We start from the raw sequence: 15146 nt of genomic DNA, 5'->3' as shown, positions 1-15146 counted from the left end.
GGGGCCCGTGGCATCCGGAGAGGACCGATCGAGTGAGTGGAGCAGGGACATGACGGAACGGGACGCCTCCCGCGCCCTCGCCCACCCCGAGGCGGGCGAGATCCGCCTGGAGGGCGTGCTGCACGCGCTCTCCGACCCGGTCCGGCTGTCCATCGTCCTGGACCTGGCCGCCTCGGCCGAGGACCTGGCCTGCTCGTCCTTCGACCTGCCGGTCACCAAGTCCACGACCACCCACCACTTCCGCGTCCTGCGCGAGAGCGGCGTCGTGCACCAGGCCTACCGCGGCACCACCAAGCTCAACGCCCTGCGCCGGGAGGAGCTGGAAGCGCTCTTCCCCGGGCTCCTCGACAGCGTCCTGGCGGCGGCTGCGGCCGAGGCGGCCCGGCTCACCGCCTAGAGGTCCGTGCCCCTTGCCGGTGCGAACCGCCGGCCGCGGTCGAGGCGCGCATGCGTCGCACCCTCCCCGCGGGCCGCGTCGGCCGCAGAGGCTCCCGTTCGGGGAGCGGGTACGGTGACCGCTCCCCGAGCGCTTGCGCGGGGCCTCTGTCCCGGATCGGCCGTCCTCGACGGTCAGAAGCCGGTGCCGTTCTGCCTCGCGACGGTGGCGGTGTTGTTGCTCTCGTCGACGTCGGTGATCCCCGGGGGCAAGGAGTTCACCGATGCGACCCCTGCCACACGGTGCCACGGCGCGTAGTGGCCGACGGTCCAGCGGTACGTGACCGCTTCGCCGGGGGCGAGGTCTCTGGTGGTGATGATCATCCATGGAGGGACGGCATTGTCGATGACGGGGGCGGGCACCGCGGTGGTGCCTTCCCCGCCGAGCACACCGGTGGCGTGGATTTCGCTGCACATCCTGCTGGAGTCGTTGTGTGCGCAGATCAAGGGGGGTACGGCGAGATTGCGGACAGTGAAGTACACCTTGACGCCCGCGGGGATGGCGGTGTCCCCGGTGTTCGTGATCCAGCCGCGGCCGGACCCCCCGAGGACGGTGTTCGGCTCCCATTGCCGCGGCGAGTCCAGGGCCAGGGAGACGGCGATGTCCGGTCCTGTCGCGGCCGATGCCGGGCCGCCGGCGAGCAGGGTTCCCAGGACGGCGGTCGCTGAGACCAGGGCGATCCGGTTGCGGTGCCGTGCCAGGCGCTTGACGCCGGTCAGCATGTGGTGCGTCACGGGCTTCCTTTCCGTAGGGGTGTACCGAGGGAAGGATCTTGCCCGACCGGGATGACGCCGCGAGGGGAGGGAAACGCCGATTCAGGCAACGTGGCTCGCACGGGTGACACCCCGCCAAGGCCACCTGGCAGATCGACCGGAACGCGAACAGTGTCGTCGCAGATGGCAGTTGGACCGACCCGACCCGACCTGACCGACCCGACGCGACGCGACCCGACGTGGCCTCGATGTCCGAGAGCTCCGATGGAGGCCTCAGCGGGCCGACACGGTCGAGCGGCACGAAGCCCTGCCCACCTCCCCGACCCGGTCCGTGCGGGCGGGCGGTGCGACCCCGCCGACGGTCACCGGCGTGGCCGTGTTTTCGGCGGTCACCGTCACGCCTTCGGCGATGTTCTCCGGCGTCAGCACCAGGGCACCGAACACCGGGTTGACGGGCAGGTCGTAGCCGGGCGGGGCCTGGCTCTCCTGCCAGTAGTAGACGCCGGTCGGCAGGGTGCGGGTGCACGTTCCGTCCGCCGCGGTGGTACAGGTGTCGCCGATGGAGGTGTCCGGGTCGCTGCCGGTGGTCTGGAGTCCCGGGATGCCGTTGGTCTCCTCCCAGAGCTGGAAGACGGCGCCTCCCAGGGGGTTGCCGGTCATCGCGTCCTCCTTGACCACCGTGACGTCACCGAGCGGCAGACCGGGGCCCTCGCAGTGGTCCGGGCACCGGGCGGCACCCCCGGCGGCCGGGCTCGCGATGCCCGGCCGGTTCCGCACGGCCGGGTCCGCCCCGGCCGCCGCCGCGTACGAGGGGGTCGACAGCAGCAGCGCCACCGTCGCCGTTCCGAGGACCCGGGCCCGCCATCCGTCCCGTGATCGGCGGAATCCGTTCGGTGCCATGACGCTCCATCCGCTTGCCGTTTCGGGGTTTCGCTCCCGCGACATGGTCGGCCCGCGCGTGCCGGCGGGCCCGGCGACACTCCCCGCACGAGGGCATCGCGGCCGGATGACCACCCGTAAGCACCTCCGCGACGGGCGGGGCCGTCACCCGCGGCCGTCGGTCCCGCGCGGCACCGACCGGTCGGGGGGCTGCCGGACCCCCGCCCCGCGGGAACCGGCCTACGACCGGTCCGGGTCAGCCGCGGCCAGCAGGCCGGCCCAATCGGGGATCTTGACGGAGCGTCGGCCCAGGGAGCGGCCGAGAGCGGCCTCGGCCGCCTCGATGGCCAGCCAGCCCGGCCACCGGACCGGGCGCAGACCCGCCGCCCGCAGGGCGTTCAGCGGGTCGTCCGGGAGGTCGCGCCGGACCAGTGCCCCCGCGTCCTGGAGCAGCGAGGACACGGTCTCCTTGGCGCAGGGCCGGTTCGTGCCGATCACCCCGGTCGGGCCGCGCTTGATCCAGCCCGCCACGTACTCGCCGAGCGAGGCCCGGCCCGCGCGCACCACCCGGCCCGCCGCGTGCGGGACCGTGCCCTTCGCGGGGTCGAAGGGCAGCCCGGCGAGCGGAACGCCCCTGTACCCCACCGAGCGCAGCACCAGCTGCGCCTCGACGTCCTCGTACACACCCGTTCCGGTCACCCCGCCCCGGCCGTCCGGGGCGGTGCGCTCGAAGCGCATCCCGGTGACGCGGCCGTCCGGCCCGCCCAGGACCTCCACCGGCCGCAGGTAGAACCGCAGTGCGACGCGGCGCGGCCGCCCGGCCGGATCCGCCTGCGCCCAGCCGCGCAGCACCTCCAGGTTCCGCCGGGCCACCGCGGGCAGGGCGGCGGCCGCAGCCGGGTCGCCGTACACGGGGTCGAGGGCCAGTTCGGCCGGATCGGCCCGGACGTCCACCTCCGGCAGCGTGCCCAGTTCGCGGAGCTCCTTGGTGGTGAACCGGCCCTGCGAGGGACCGCGCCGGGCGACCATCGACACCGTGCGCACCCTGCTCTCCGCGAGCGCGCCGAGCGCCGGCTGCGGCATGTCCGTCGGCGTCAGTTCGGCCGTGCCCCGGGCGAGGATCCGCGTCACGTCCACGGCGACGTTGCCCGCGCCGACCACCACCGCCGTGTCCACGCCGGGCAGGCCGAAGGTCTGTGCGGCGGCGTCCGGGTGCCCGCTGTACCAGGACACGAAGGCCGTGGCGGAGTGCACCCCGGTCAGTTCCTCCCCGGGGATCCCCAGCATCCGGTCGCGGGCCGCGCCCACGCAGTACACGACCGCGTGGTACAGCTCCAGCAGCCGTTCCGTGGGCAGTGCGTTCCCGCCGACCTCGACGTTGCCGAGGAAGCGGATCCGCTCGTCCTCCAGCACGGTGCGCAGGCTGCCCTGGAGCGACTTGATCTTCTCGTGGTCCGGGGCGACCCCGTACCGGACGAGCCCGTAGGGGGCGGGGAGCCGGTCCAGCACGTCCACCCGTACCCCGGGCACCTCGCGCTGCTGCACCAGCGTCTGGGCCGCGTAGACCCCGCTGGGGCCCGATCCGACAACGGCGACTCGAAGCACGGCGGAGCTCCTCCCGCAGGTGGTCCCAGCATGACACCGGCCCCCCGGGGCGTCAGCCCATCGTGCGCATCCGGTGGATCTCGGCGCTCTGCGTGGCCACCACCTCGGTGGCCATCTCCTCCACCGCGACGTTGTTCCCGCCCGCCAGGACCTCGCCGGCCATCTTCACGGCTCCCTCGTGGTGGGCGGTCATCAGGGCGAGGAAGAGCCGGTCGAAGTCGGTCCCGTGGGCCCCGGTCAGTTCCCGCAGCTGCTCGTCGGTGGCCATGCCCGGCATCGCGCCGTGGTCGTGGCCCGCCGCGTGCCCTCCGGCACCCGCCGCGGGGTGCAGGGCCAACCACTTCTCCATCGCGCCCACTTCCGGCTTCTGGGCCGCCGTGATCCGCTCCGCCAGCCGTTTGACCGGGTCGGCGGCCGCCCGCTCCGGCGCCAGTGCGCTCATCGTCAGCGCCTGCCGGTGGTGTTCGATCATGCGCGACACGTACGCCTGGTCGGCGGCGTTCGGGCTGTCGTCCGGCTTCGCCCGGGCCGCCTCTTCGGGGGTGAGGTGGCGGGCCTTCTCGCCCGGTCTGCCCGGCGCGACGACCGTGGCCCGCCCGTCGTCGGCCCGGTCCTGTGCCCGGTCCCCCTGGCAGCCGGAGAGCGTCAGCAGCAGGCCGGCGGCCATCGCCACCACCGCGGCGAACCGGACGGGCGGCGCCGGTAAGGCCCGGGGGCGGCCCCTGAGGTCTTTTGCCATGTCCATGAAGGGAAGATACTGCCGGGGTCCAGGTTCCGCTCCCTCACGGGCGGAGCCGATCGGGCTCTCAAGGGAGGGCACAGTGACCTCGCTCCACACCAGGCGGGTACGGAACAGGAGGGTGGGGGCGGCCGTCGCGGCGGCCGGGCTCCTCGCCACGCTCCTGGCGGCCGGACCGGCCGCCGCCACCCCCGACCCGGGCGACTTAGCACCCGGCAGCGCGCATCAGCACGGCACGGGCCTCGCCGAGGGCCGGGGACTCGCCCCGGGCGACATCCCCGGCCAGGACGAGATCGTGCACAGCGCCAACATCGAACACCTGGCCAACATCCCCAGCAGCGACCCCACGGGAATCAACACCGACCTGGCCTTCCAGGGCAGGTACGCCTACGCGGGCAGCTACAGCGGCTTCACCATCTACGACATCGCGAACCCGAAGGCGCCGAAGACGGTCACCCAGGTGCTCTGCCCCGGCGGTCAGAACGACGTCTCCGTCCACGGTGACCTGCTCTTCCTCTCCACCGACTCCTCGCGCAGCGACGACTCCTGCAACAGCGTCTCGCAGCCCGCCACGGAGAAGTCCTCGTGGGAGGGCATCAAGATCTTCGACATCAAGGACAAGAAGAACCCCAGGTACATCAAGTCCGTGGAGACCGCCTGCGGTTCACACACCCACACCCTGGTGCCCGGTGACCGCGACCTCTACCTCTACGTCGCCTCGTACTCCCCGAACGAGGCCTTCCCCGACTGCAAGCCGCCGCACGACGGCATCTCGGTCGTGAAGGTCCCGAAGAAGGCGCCGACGAAGGCCGCGGTCGTCGCCTTCCCGGTCCTCTTCCCCGACGGCGGAAACCCGGGCGCGCCCACCAACCCGGGCGTCTCCAAGACCACGGGCTGCCACGACATCACCGTGCTGCCGTCCAAGGACCTGGCCGCCGGGGCCTGCATGGGTGACGGCATCCTCTTCGACATCAGCAGGCCCGAACGGCCGCGGGTCATCGACCGGGTCCAGGACAACGTGAACTTCGCGTTCTGGCACTCGGCCACCTTCAACGAGCGTGCGAACAAGGTGGTGTTCACCGACGAGCTCGGCGGCGGCACCGGCGCCACCTGCAACGAGGCGACCGGTCCCGACCGCGGCGCCGACGGGATCTACGACATCACCGGCCGCGGGGACCAGCGCAAACTCACCTTCCGCGGATACTTCAAGATCCCGCGCCACCAGGCCGACACCGAGAACTGCGTGGCCCACAACGGCTCACTGGTCCCGGTCGGCGGCGGCCGCGACATCATGGTGCAGGCCTGGTACCAGGGCGGCGTCTCCGTATGGGAGTTCACCGACTCCGCCCGGCCCCGGGAGATCGCCTACTTCGAACGCGGACCGCTGACGACGGACCAGCTCGGACTCGGCGGGTCCTGGTCGGCGTACTACTACAACGGGCACATCTACTCGAACGACATCGCCAAGGGCCTCGACGTGCTGCGGCTCGACGACCGGCGCACCAAGAGCGCCGAGCGGGTGCGGATGGAGCGGCTCAACGTGCAGACCCAGCCCGAGTACCACTGACCTCAGCTGTGCGCGGGGTGCGAAGGCTGTGAGGGGAAGGTTCCGCCGGGCGGCCCGCCGTCCGGCGGAACACCGAGCTCCCAGTCCAGCCCGTAGCGCTGGAACAGTTCGGCCCGCAGCCGCCGGGCCGGCATCGGGGCGCCGGGCAGCAGGATCGCCACCACCGCGCCCATCAACAGGGCCCGCAGCAGCGGATAGTCCGCCTCGGGGTCCGCCGAGCCGTAGCGGACGACGGTGTCCCGCAGCAGCTCCGCCAGTCGTTGCTGCTCGGGGCACTGCACGAAGCCCTCGGCCGTGAGGATGCCCGCCATGTGGGTGCGCATCAGCAGGGGTTCGTCCCGGGCGAGTCCCAGGATCGCGTCGACGGCACGTGCGAGCCGCTCCCGCCCGCACTCGCTGCGGGGCTCCCGCTCCAGAGCGGCGTACAGGGTGAGGTGCATCAGCCGGTGCACCGCGGACTGCAGCAACTGCCGTTTGCCCGGGAAGTAGTACGAGACCAGGCCGCGCGCCGCGCCCGCCCGTTCGGCGACGTCGCCGAGGGTCGTGGCTTCGTAGCCGCGCTCGGCCACGAGTTCGACCGCGGACTGCAGCAGCCGCTCCCGGGAACGTCTGCGCAATTCTTCATTGACCGATGCGCTGCGCGGGGACATGCTTACTCCTGCGTTGACTGGCTCTTGGCCAATATACTCAGCGCACGGGGTCGCCTGCTCTGGGTGACACGGGGGATCATCCAGGGCAGGCACGCCGTACCCTCACCGCTCCACAGGGTCGCAGCCGCGTTCCCGGACGGGCACGGAGGCCGCGACAGCCACCAGGGCCACTCCCAGGAGCCAGCCCGCCAGCACGTCAGACGGCCAGTGCACCCCGAGGTACACCCGGGTGAAGCCGACCCCGAGCACCGAGACCACGGCCACCACCCAGGCGGTGACCACCCAGGCCACCGGCACCACGCCCCGGGCGGGCCGGTGGAGCAGCCACAGGAGCAGTCCGCACACCACCGTCGCCGTCAGGGCGTGGCCGGACGGGTAGGCCGCGTAGTGCGCCGAGTCCACCGGATCCGGCCATACCGGGCGCTCCCGCCCCACCAGGGCCTTCAGCCCCTGCTGCAGTACCGAGGCCGCCACCGTCACCAGGGCCACCGTCAGCGCCCGGCCCCGGTCGCCCCGCCACCACAGCAGCGCGCACGCGGCGGCCGCCAGCGCCCGCATGGTCCAGGGGTCCCACACCCAGTCGCTGAGCACCCGCATCAGCCGGGTGACCCCGGGGTGGGCGACGGCGTGGGCGTGGAGGTCGCGGGCGACCCGTTCGTCGTAGGCGAGCAGTGGCTGCCACTGCGCGACCACCAGCGCCGTCAGGGCCGCTCCGAGCAGCGCGCAGCCGACGCCCGTCCACCGAAAGTGATCGTTCCGCATGCTGCGATCCTCGCACCGCTGCCCACCCGGCGGCGGTGGGCAGCGCCGGGCGGGGCCGGGGCGTATCTAGAGGGCGAGGGCGCTCAGACCCGGTACGAAAGCCACGGCCAGCGGGATCGCGGGGACCAGCGTGGCCAGCGCCGTCAACCACAGCCGCCGTCCCGGCGACAGCCGGGGGACCGCCGAAAGCAGCCTGCGCACCCGCTGCGGAACGTGCGCGTGCTCGGGCGAGGAGACCCCGAACACCCCCCGGTCCTCGTTCAGTCCGACCAGCGCCAGCGCGACCGTCAGCCGTCCGAACCGCCGGGAGGCCATGTCGTCGGCGGCCAGTTCCACCAGCCGGTGCATCTCCGCCTCGAAGGCCGCGAAGACCGGAACCTGCGGGAAGCCCCGGGCCAGCGCCCGCGAACAGTGCAGCAGCCAGTCGTGCCGGGCCGCCGCGTGCCCCTGCTCGTGCGCCATGACGGCGTCCAGCTGGCTGCCCTTCAGCCGGCCCAGCGCCGCCGTCGTGACCACCAGCTGCGGGGCCGCCCCCGGCAGCCACCAGGCGTCCGGCCGGGGTCCCTCCAGTACGACGAGCCGCGCGCCCGCCGGGTCCTCGCCGGGCAGCAGCGGGGCCCGTACCAGCAGTTCGCTGCCCTGCGCACGCCGCCGGGCCCGCGCCCGCAGCACCTCGCCGGCCAGCATCGCCCCGGTCCACAGCCCGCCGCCCGCCAGCGCGAGCGCGGTGAAGGCCGCCCAGGGCCCGCCGGCCGCTCCCAGCGCGTAGGCGTCGACCACCCCGTGCGGGGCGGAGGCGAACAGCCGGCCCCGTACCGCCTGCCAGGCGGCCGCCGCGCTGAGCAGCATCGACAGTCCGAAGCACAGGAGCACGGCGCCGACCACGCACTGCCACACCCACAGGGCGACGACCGGCTCACGCTCGGGCCATCGGGCCCGGGCCAGCAGACGGGGGGCGAGCACCGCGGTCAGGGCGCCGAGCAACAGGAGAACGGCGGGGACCATCATGTGCGCCAGCCTATGAGCGGGGGACTACCTGCGGGTACGCCCTCGGGCCATTGGTGACGCAGGACACGTCCGCCGGCGCCGTCACATCATGAGGAGCATGGCCAACATCCCGATTCCCATGGCGAGTCGGCAGGCGCGGACGAGTTCGGCCGGTCCGCCCCGGCCGGGTGCCGGGCGCGCGGAGACGGCGTCGCCCGCGGTGATCAGCCTGGTTCCGCCGAGCATCACGTACCCGGCGTAGTAGAGGAGCAGCGCGCCCGTCAGCAAGGGCGGCCCGGCGGCCTGGGCATGCGCCTGCCCGTGTTCCGACCCGGGCCCGGTCATCAGGGTCAGGTAGGCCATCGTCAGTGAACCCACCAGGTGGTGCGCGTGGTGCGGTCCGCCCCGCAGCAGCCACAGGGCGTGCAGGGCCGCTCCGCAGAAGACCACACCCAGCACCGGCGTCCGCCAGCCGTCACCGCGCCCGCCGAGGGGCACGGCCATCAGGGCCATCCCGAACCCCATCACGGCCTCCCCGGCGGCGCCGGCGTCCGAACCCCGCGCCCGCCGCAGGCAGTACGCCCCGCTCACCGTGCACAGCAGCACCAGCAGCCAGGAGGAGAGGGACGTGGTGGGGGAAGTGGCGGAACCGTGCACGGCGGAACCTCCCGGTTCGTCGGCGTCACGGGGAGAGATGCCCCTCTCACACCACCCTCACGCGGCTCCGGGATACGCTCTCCCTGCCTTCCAGGCATGTCATATGCCGCCGCACTGAACGGAGCGCCCCGATGTCGACCGCCCAGCCCGCCGCCCTGAGTTTCCGAAGCGCCGTCGAGGCGGACGTGCCGGAACTGGTGGAACTCGTCGAGTCCGCCTACCGCGGGGACGCGAGCCGGGCCGGCTGGACCACCGAGGCCGACTACCTGGACGGGCAGCGCACCGACCAGGACGGGGTCCGCGCCGTCATCGCCGCCCCGGACGGGGTCCTGCTCGTCGTCGAGCGCGCGGGCGAGCTCGTCGCCTGCTGCCAGCTCGAACACCGCGACGACCACGTCTACTTCGGGATGTTCGCCGTCCGCCCCGGCCTCCAGGGCGCGGGCCTCGGCAAGGAGATCCTGGCCGAGGCCGAGCGCCGCGCCCGCGAGACCTGGGGCGCCAAGGAGATGCGGATGACGGTGGTGCACGTACGCGAGGAGCTCATCGCGTACTACGTGCGCCGCGGCTACCGGCGCACCGGCGAGCTGAGCCCCTTCCCCTACGGTGACGAGCGCTTCGGCGTCCCGCTCCGCGACGACCTGGCCTTCGAGCTGCTGGTCAAGTCGCTCTGAGCCGGGGCCCCGGCCGGGGCCGGACCCCGAGGAGCACGGACCGGGGCCGGGCCGCCGCCGTCAGGCGGTGAAGCGGCCGGTGCTGCGGACCTCCGGGAAGTCCGTGGCCGCGCCGTCCAGTCCGAGGGCCCGGGCGAGCCGCAGCAGGTCCAGCGAGTCGACCGCCCGGCCGGTCACGCGCAGGCCCGCCGCATGTGCCGAGTCCACGGTCTCCAGGCTCAGCCGGCGGATGTCCACGGCGATCGTCGCGGCGCCGGCGGCCAGCGCCCGGTCCACGGCGGACCCGGCTTCGCCGTGGGGGGAGGCCGCGTACAGGACGGTCCGTACGCCCGGCACCAGCCGGGCCGTCTCGGCGAGCACCGCCTCCTGGGCGGAGGCCACCTCCGCCCGGGAGGTGAGGTCGTGGCGCAGGATCAGCGCCGCGAGCACCGCGGCGGTGGCCAGGTCGGCGACGACGGCCTGGAGCGGCACCCGGACCGCGTCCAGCACCTCCTCCAGAACCGGCACGTGCTCGCCCTGGCCGGCGTCCAGCCCGCGCAGCTCGGCCAGGGTCAGATCGGCGACGGCCCCCGAGCCGTCGGTGGTCCGGTCCACCTCGGGGTCGTGCACGGCGACGAGGGCTCCGTCCTTGCTCAGACGCAGATCCAGAGCGATGACGTCCATTCCGCAACGTTCCGCTCGGAGGTACGACCGCAGGGTGTTCTCCGGTTCGACACCCATGACCCCGCGGTGACCGATGGTGAGGAAAGTCAAGGTTCTCTCGCTTCCGTCGACGGCGGCTCCCCGCGCGGCTTCGGTGTCCCGACCGGCCGCGCGCGATGAGGTCGCATGCTAGTGCGCCGCGGGTGCGAAGGGACCGGGCGTGCAAGGCCCCCGAGGAGCGCCCCGGCCGCTTCCCGCCGGGGTTGTGCGCCCCACCGGCACCGGTGCCGTGCCTGACGCGTCACCCGGGCGTGGGCGCGTCCCCACCGCCTTGACGGCCCGGGTCCTGCCGGGCCGCGGCGAGCTCCTCCAGGTCGGCGAGCAGGGCCTCGGAGAGCTCCAGTTCGGCCAGGTGCTGCCGCTCGCTCCAGCGCAGCGCGAGGGCCGGGAAGGTCCATTCCGGTACGCCGGCCGCATGCTCCATGGCTTCCCGTACGGCGGCCAGCTCGCCCCGGGTCCGCTCCAGGTGCTCGCCGACCATGGCACGCAGCCGCTCCGGCTCGGCCAGATGGCCGAGCCAGATCCGCAGCAGCAGCCCGTGCTTGAGCACGGGGGGACCGGCCTCGCCGGTGTCGGCGGCCCAGCCGGCCAGCGCCTCGCGCCCCGCGTCGGTGATGGCGTAGCGCCGCTTGGCCCGTGCCTCCTCGGGCCCCGAGCGCACGGAGGCCGCGTAGCCCAGTTCCTCCAGACGGCGCAGCTCCGCGTAGATCTGGCTGATGGCCGGTGACCAGTAGAAGAAGCGCAGGGAGGAGTCCGCCCACTTCTTCAGCTCGTAGCCGGTCCGCTCGCCGGGGAAGGAGAGCAGACCCAGAACGGCCCACGCGGTCGGCGGCAGCTCCTGCCGCTTCGGCTCCTGACGGCCGGTCGTGTTCCCGAGGGAAGTGAGACCGGGTACGCGGCGCAACCCTGGAGGCACAGTGGAATTCTCCGTGATCTTCGAGGCTCGGCTTGCCGACCCGACGGACGCGAGGGATTCGACCGGATCCGGGCGGTCGGGCACCACGCGCTCAAGTGGTACGCGCACATGACCTCCCCCGAGTCCTCCCTGACCTGGGTCGCGGCCAGGACGAACACCATACGCACCGGCCGGGGCGTCGTGTGCGTGCCCTCTGAATCCGACCGCCCGGTGCGGGCCGCCGGGCGGGCCATGCGGATCACCGGCAGCGGTCGGCGGGAGGGCGAAAGGGGCATTCCGGCCTTCCGGCGTGTGTGATGTGCGCCTCTGTCGCCCGTCGGGCCGCGCCCGCCACGGCCCGGCCGGAGGGTGGCCGAAAGGCGGACAGGCCTTGGCGCGATTGGGCGGAGTGATCAGTTCCGCGCCGACGAACGGGAAGACTTCCGGTGAAATGGGGGGTGCGGCAGGATAATTTCCGGAGTTCCCTCTTGAGGGGGAGAGCCTCGCGCGCATACTCTGCCCATACGTGAGGTTCTCCTGTGGAGGAAGTGACATGACGGAAACTCTTGTGCCCGGTACCGGCGGCGCCGTGATAACCGCTGGAGCGCGGGTGGTCGACCACCCCGCGTGGCCCGAGCTCAAGGCCGCCGTGGAGGAGATCCGGCCCTGGCAGGCCAAGGACGGCTCCATCGACTTCGAGGTCGAGGGCGCGCACGGCCGTGCCACCGTCCTGGCCGCGGTGGAACGCGTGATCACGGGGGTCGAGACGCTGTCGCCGCTGCTCCCGCACGGGGCCGCGTACCACAAGGCCCTCGTCGCCGACCTGCGCAAGTGGGCCGCGGACGACTTCAAGGTGCCGGACTTCCTCGACTCCCTGCTGGCCTTCCACCCGGCCGCGGAGCGCGCCGACGGGCTCCAGCACCTCGTCGTCTTCCCCATGTACACCCAGAACGGCAACCTGGACCGCAACCTGGAAGCCGTCGTGCTCAAGATGGTGTGGCCCGAGTGGCTCGCCGAGCTGGAGCGCACCCGGTACGACAACCCGCTCTTCCTCGGCATCACCTTCGAGGACTTCACCCCGGGCTACGACACCCACTCCGCCGTGCTCTTCCCGGAGACCATCGCCGTGCGCGAGGCCCCCGAGCGCTTCACCTGGGGCGGCATCTTCTGCGACCGCGAGGCCGCCCGCTACCGCAAGGTCACCGAGGCCGCCGTCGACATCCTGGGCATCGACCTGCCCGAGGACATCGCCCGCATGGTCGAGGACCAGGAGCGCTGCGAGAAGGCCTTCGTCCTGTGGGACATGGTCCACGACCGCACCCACAGCCACGGCGACCTGCCGTTCGACCCCTTCATGATCAAGCAGCGCCAGCCGTTCTGGATGTACGGCCTGGAGGAGCTGCGCTGCGACCTCACCGCCTTCAAGGAGGCCGTGAAGCTGGAGTCCGAGGGCAACGAGCACGGCCGTGACGTGCAGTACGCCGTCCTCTTCGACCGGATGTTCCGCTTCCCGGTCTCCGGCGACCGCAACCGCAACTACGACGGCCTCGGCGGCCAGCTGCTCTTCGCCTACCTCCACAAGCACGACGTCGTGCGCTGGACGGACAACAAGCTGAAGATCGACTGGATGCGCGCCCCGCAGGTCACCAACCAGCTGTGCGCCGAGATCGAGGACCTGTACCGGGCCGGCATCGACCGCCCGAAGCTCGTGCACTGGTTCAAGGCGTACGAGCTGGTCTCCACCTACCTCGCCCCGCACCCGGGCTCCAAGTGGGCCAAGGGCCCCGACGCCCTGGACATGACGCAGCCGCCGCGCAAGCTCGTGGACGACGTGCTTCCGGACGAGTTTCCGCTCAGCATGTTCTTTGAGGCGCTCGCCAAGAAGCTCAAGGGCACGATCGCGGCGACCAAGGGCATCACGGCCCTGAACGCGGATCAGGCCGAGCGGGTCGCCGCGTGAGCACTCGCCCACAGGAGGCTGCACAGATGAACGGCTCCGGGAACGGCAACGGAAAGCTGCACGGAGCGGTGGTGGCGGTGGCCGGGGCCGGCGGGCCCGCCGGCCGCGCCACCCTGCTCCGCCTCGCCGAGGCGGGTGCGGTGGTCATCGCGTCCGACGCCGATCCGGCGCGGCTCGCCGAGGCCGTCGACGCGGCACGCTACGCCCACGGCGGTGCCACCATCACCGGTGACACCGTGGACCTGCTGGACCTGGACGCCACCAAGGCCTGGGCCGAGCAGACCGAGAAGGAGTTCGGCCGGATCGACGGCCTGGTGCACCTCGTCGGCGGCTGGCGCGGCAGCAAGACCTTCACCGATGCGGACCTCGCGGACTGGACCTTCCTGGAGAAGCTCCTCATCCGCACGGTCCAGCACACCTCGCTGGCCTTCCACGACGGGCTGCTGCGCAGCGACCGCGGGCGCTACGTGCTGATCAGCCAGTCCGGGGCGCACAAGCCGGTCGCCAACAACGCCGCGTACAACGCGGGCAAGGCGGCGGCCGAGGCCTGGACCCTGGCCATGGCGGACTCCTTCCGCAAGGCGGGGGGTGACGAGGGCCCCGGAGCGGCAGCTGCGATCCTGGTCATCAAGGCACTGGTGCACGAGGCGATGCGCGCCGAGCGTCCCAATGCGAAGTTCGCGGGCTTCACCGACGTGACGGAGCTGGCCGAGGCCATCGCCGGCGTCTGGGAGCGGCCCGCCATCGATGTGAACGGACAGCGTCTGTGGCTCACTCCGCAACCGTGAGGACCGAGGCAGGAAAGACCGACGCCCGGCGCCACCATGACCCGGCGGTGCGAGGTTTCGCGAGCGACAACTACGCGGGAGTGCATCCGGAGGTCCTGGCCGCCGTCGCGCTCGCCAACGGCGGCCACCAGGTCGCCTACGGCGAGGACGACTACACCGAACACCTGCAGAAGGTCATACGCAGCCACTTCGGGCCGTACGCGGAAGCCTTCCCGGTCTTCAACGGCACCGGCGCGAACGTCACCGCCCTCCAGGCGATGACGGACCGCTGGGGCGCGGTGATCTGCGCCAAGAGTGCCCACATCAACGTGGACGAGGGCGGCGCGCCGGAGCGGATGGCGGGGCTCAAGCTGCTCGCCGTACCGACCCCGGACGGCAAGCTCACCCCCGAGCTGATCGACCAGGAGGCCTGGGGCTTCGAGGACGAGCACCGGGCGATGCCGCAGGTCGTGTCGATCACCCAGAACACCGAGCTGGGTACGGTCTACACCCCGGACGAGATCCGGGCGATCTGCGAGCACGCCCACGGCCTCGGCATGAAGGTCCACCTCGACGGTGCCCGGATAGCCAACGCCGCGGCCTCCCTCGACGTGCCGATGCGCGCCTTCACGAACGCGGTCGGCGTGGACGTGCTGTCGTACGGCGGCACCAAGAACGGCATGATGTTCGGCGAGGCGGTCGTGGTGCTCAACCCCGACGCGGTCCGGCAGATGAAGCACATCCGCAAGATGTCGATGCAGCTCGCGTCGAAGATGCGCTTCGTGTCGGTGCAGCTGGAGGCCTTGCTCGCCAAGGACCTGTGGCTGCGCAACGCCCGGCACGCCAACGCGATGGCGCAGCGGCTCGCCGCCGGTGTGCGCGAGACGGACGGCGTGGAGATCCTCTACCCGGTGCAGGCGAACGCGGTGTTCGCGCGGCTGCCCCACGAGGTCTCGCGGCGGCTGCAGAAGCGTTACCGCTTCTACTTCTGGGACGAGGCCGCGGGCGACGTCCGCTGGATGTGCGGTTTCGACACCCAGGAAGAAGACGTGGACGGCTTCCTCCAGGCCCTGAAGGAAGAGCTGGCGCGCTAGCCGACGCGCCTGCAGAACTGCATAAGAATTCCCTCGACCGTAAATCTATTGATTCACGGTCG

The 15146-nt window shown here is 72.3% G+C and carries 16 protein-coding genes; 6 read left to right on the top strand and 10 right to left on the bottom strand.

The window, feature by feature from the left end:
• The first annotated feature begins 49 nt into the window (after positions 1–49).
• On the top strand, positions 50–397 hold the full coding sequence (locus tag DEJ51_RS02960) for an ArsR/SmtB family transcription factor (RefSeq protein WP_150256006.1): 348 nt from the start codon (positions 50–52) through the stop codon (positions 395–397).
• Positions 398–570: 173 nt separating this feature from the next.
• On the opposite strand, the gene DEJ51_RS02955 is transcribed toward DEJ51_RS02960, so the two are convergent.
• From DEJ51_RS02955 to DEJ51_RS02940, 4 genes are all read right to left on the bottom strand, one after another.
• Positions 571–1170, bottom strand: coding sequence for a hypothetical protein (locus DEJ51_RS02955; RefSeq protein ID WP_150256004.1), 600 nt, complete (start codon positions 1168–1170; stop codon positions 571–573).
• Between the two features lie 252 nt (positions 1171–1422).
• Positions 1423–2049, bottom strand: a complete 627-nt coding sequence (locus tag DEJ51_RS02950) for a prealbumin-like fold domain-containing protein (RefSeq protein WP_150256002.1) — start codon at positions 2047–2049, stop codon at positions 1423–1425.
• Between the two features lie 219 nt (positions 2050–2268).
• Entirely contained in the window at positions 2269–3633 is a 1365-nt protein-coding gene (locus tag DEJ51_RS02945; RefSeq protein ID WP_150256000.1) for an FAD-dependent oxidoreductase, read from the bottom strand.
• Positions 3634–3685: 52 nt separating this feature from the next.
• Positions 3686–4378, bottom strand: coding sequence for a DUF305 domain-containing protein (locus DEJ51_RS02940; protein WP_411757279.1), 693 nt, complete (start codon positions 4376–4378; stop codon positions 3686–3688).
• Between the two features lie 76 nt (positions 4379–4454).
• Between DEJ51_RS02940 and DEJ51_RS02935 the strand changes: the two genes are divergently transcribed.
• Complete coding sequence (locus DEJ51_RS02935; RefSeq protein WP_150255999.1) at positions 4455–5939, top strand: LVIVD repeat-containing protein; 1485 nt, start codon at positions 4455–4457, stop codon at positions 5937–5939.
• Between the two features lie 2 nt (positions 5940–5941).
• Here the strand turns inward: DEJ51_RS02935 and DEJ51_RS02930 are convergent, their stop codons facing one another.
• The 4 genes from DEJ51_RS02930 to DEJ51_RS02915 form a co-directional block, all read right to left on the bottom strand.
• On the bottom strand, positions 5942–6589 hold the full coding sequence (locus DEJ51_RS02930) for a TetR/AcrR family transcriptional regulator (RefSeq protein WP_150255997.1): 648 nt from the start codon (positions 6587–6589) through the stop codon (positions 5942–5944).
• Positions 6590–6691: 102 nt separating this feature from the next.
• A complete protein-coding gene (locus DEJ51_RS02925) occupies positions 6692–7351 on the bottom strand; it encodes a phosphatase PAP2 family protein (protein ID WP_150255996.1) in 660 nt (219 codons plus the stop codon).
• A gap of 66 nt (positions 7352–7417) precedes the next feature.
• Entirely contained in the window at positions 7418–8359 is a 942-nt protein-coding gene (locus DEJ51_RS02920; RefSeq protein ID WP_150255995.1) for a M56 family metallopeptidase, read from the bottom strand.
• 81 nt (positions 8360–8440) lie between these two features.
• Positions 8441–8995, bottom strand: coding sequence for a DUF5134 domain-containing protein (locus tag DEJ51_RS02915; protein WP_150255993.1), 555 nt, complete (start codon positions 8993–8995; stop codon positions 8441–8443).
• Positions 8996–9126: 131 nt separating this feature from the next.
• Between DEJ51_RS02915 and DEJ51_RS02910 the strand changes: the two genes are divergently transcribed.
• Positions 9127–9666, top strand: coding sequence for a GNAT family N-acetyltransferase (locus DEJ51_RS02910; protein ID WP_150255991.1), 540 nt, complete (start codon positions 9127–9129; stop codon positions 9664–9666).
• Between the two features lie 60 nt (positions 9667–9726).
• Here DEJ51_RS02910 and DEJ51_RS02905 read toward each other — a convergent pair whose 3' ends face one another.
• Both DEJ51_RS02905 and DEJ51_RS02900 read right to left on the bottom strand, forming a co-directional pair.
• Positions 9727–10419, bottom strand: a complete 693-nt coding sequence (locus DEJ51_RS02905) for a glycerophosphodiester phosphodiesterase (RefSeq protein WP_150255989.1) — start codon at positions 10417–10419, stop codon at positions 9727–9729.
• A 190-nt stretch (positions 10420–10609) separates the two neighbouring features.
• Positions 10610–11284 (bottom strand): PadR family transcriptional regulator, encoded by a 675-nt coding sequence (locus tag DEJ51_RS02900; RefSeq protein ID WP_223835636.1) that lies wholly within the window; start codon positions 11282–11284, stop codon positions 10610–10612.
• Between the two features lie 532 nt (positions 11285–11816).
• On the opposite strand from DEJ51_RS02900, the gene DEJ51_RS02890 reads away from it, so the two are divergent.
• The 3 genes from DEJ51_RS02890 to DEJ51_RS02880 are packed head-to-tail and all read left to right on the top strand — an operon-like array spanning position 11817 to position 15084.
• Positions 11817–13223 carry a DUF6421 family protein gene (locus DEJ51_RS02890; RefSeq protein ID WP_150255988.1) on the top strand — a complete coding sequence of 469 codons (1407 nt, stop codon included), beginning with the start codon at positions 11817–11819 and terminating at the stop codon, positions 13221–13223.
• Between the two features lie 26 nt (positions 13224–13249).
• Positions 13250–14011, top strand: coding sequence for an SDR family NAD(P)-dependent oxidoreductase (locus DEJ51_RS02885; protein WP_150255986.1), 762 nt, complete (start codon positions 13250–13252; stop codon positions 14009–14011).
• A complete protein-coding gene (locus DEJ51_RS02880) occupies positions 13990–15084 on the top strand; it encodes a threonine aldolase family protein (RefSeq protein ID WP_051773584.1) in 1095 nt (364 codons plus the stop codon). The genes DEJ51_RS02885 and DEJ51_RS02880 overlap by 22 nt, the downstream gene beginning before the upstream one ends.
• Positions 15085–15146 lie beyond the last annotated feature (62 nt).

The sequence above is a fragment of the Streptomyces venezuelae genome (genome assembly GCF_008642275.1).
Taxonomy (GTDB): Bacteria; Actinomycetota; Actinomycetes; order Streptomycetales; family Streptomycetaceae; genus Streptomyces; species Streptomyces venezuelae_E.
Note: the sequence above shows the minus strand (reverse complement) of the source record. Positions and strands in the feature narration are given on the sequence as shown.

Bases quoted from the DNA above. Each gene is read 5' to 3' on its own strand.
- DEJ51_RS02890 (WP_150255988.1), top strand. From the start codon at position 11,817: ATGACGGAAACTCTTGTGCCCGGTACCGGCGGCGCCGTGATAACCGCT.
- DEJ51_RS02925 (WP_150255996.1), bottom strand. From the start codon at position 7,351: ATGCGGAACGATCACTTTCGGTGGACGGGCGTCGGCTGCGCGCTGCTC.
- DEJ51_RS02885 (WP_150255986.1), top strand. From the start codon at position 13,250: ATGAACGGCTCCGGGAACGGCAACGGAAAGCTGCACGGAGCGGTGGTG.
- DEJ51_RS02960 (WP_150256006.1), top strand. From the start codon at position 50: ATGACGGAACGGGACGCCTCCCGCGCCCTCGCCCACCCCGAGGCGGGC.
- DEJ51_RS02940 (WP_411757279.1), bottom strand. From the start codon at position 4,378: ATGGACATGGCAAAAGACCTCAGGGGCCGCCCCCGGGCCTTACCGGCG.
- DEJ51_RS02950 (WP_150256002.1), bottom strand. From the start codon at position 2,049: ATGGCACCGAACGGATTCCGCCGATCACGGGACGGATGGCGGGCCCGG.
- DEJ51_RS02920 (WP_150255995.1), bottom strand. From the start codon at position 8,359: ATGATGGTCCCCGCCGTTCTCCTGTTGCTCGGCGCCCTGACCGCGGTG.
- DEJ51_RS02910 (WP_150255991.1), top strand. From the start codon at position 9,127: ATGTCGACCGCCCAGCCCGCCGCCCTGAGTTTCCGAAGCGCCGTCGAG.
- DEJ51_RS02930 (WP_150255997.1), bottom strand. From the start codon at position 6,589: ATGTCCCCGCGCAGCGCATCGGTCAATGAAGAATTGCGCAGACGTTCC.